The following is a 644-nucleotide window of genomic DNA, read 5'->3' as shown; positions in this document are numbered from 1 at the left end:
ACAGCTCAGTGCGTCACCTCTAACATCGATCCCTTCCCAAAATGCCCCCGTCGCCACAAGCAAAGCGTTACCCAGCTCCATAAACTCTGCAAGAGTCTTTTGCTTGCTCATTTCACCTTGCATAAGAACCGGAAGATACAACACCTCACGGAACTTCTCTCCCAACTCACGCATCATGCTGTGAGAAGTACATAAGAAGAAACAACGACCGTCATTTTCTTCAATGACTGGCGCTAACATTCTCACCAATTTGTCCGCTAAACCTGGGCTGTTTGGTTCAGGAAGATAACGAGGCACACAAAGGCGAGCCTGCTTTTCATAATCAAATGGCGATGGCAGCGAAAACTGTTGTTTAGGTTTTAAGCCGAGACGATCGGTAAAGTGCTTAAAGTCACCAGAGACCGCAAGCGTTGCCGAGGTGAAGATCCAGGCACCTTGCTTGATTTCGATTTGTTCATGGAACTTATCTGCCACCGATAACGGAGTAATATGCAGAGTAAAATGACGCGGTGACGTATCGTACCAGTAAGAGTAGCCGGTGATGTCAACATCACACACACGCTCGATTCGACCTTTGATCAAGTTCGCACGCTCAAAAGCCGTATCCAACAATTGGCTGCGACCAAGTGCCAATTTGAGCACAT

The 644-nt window shown here is 47.5% G+C and carries 1 protein-coding gene; it reads right to left on the bottom strand.

Annotation, left to right across the window (positions count from 1 at the left end):
* The coding region (locus R7190_RS28240) for an ATP-dependent DNA helicase (RefSeq protein ID WP_318137976.1) at positions 1-644 on the bottom strand (644 nt) is incomplete at both ends.

The sequence above is a fragment of the Vibrio sp. 1078-1 genome (genome assembly GCF_033340475.1).
This window is presented reverse-complemented; position numbering and strand designations above follow the sequence as displayed.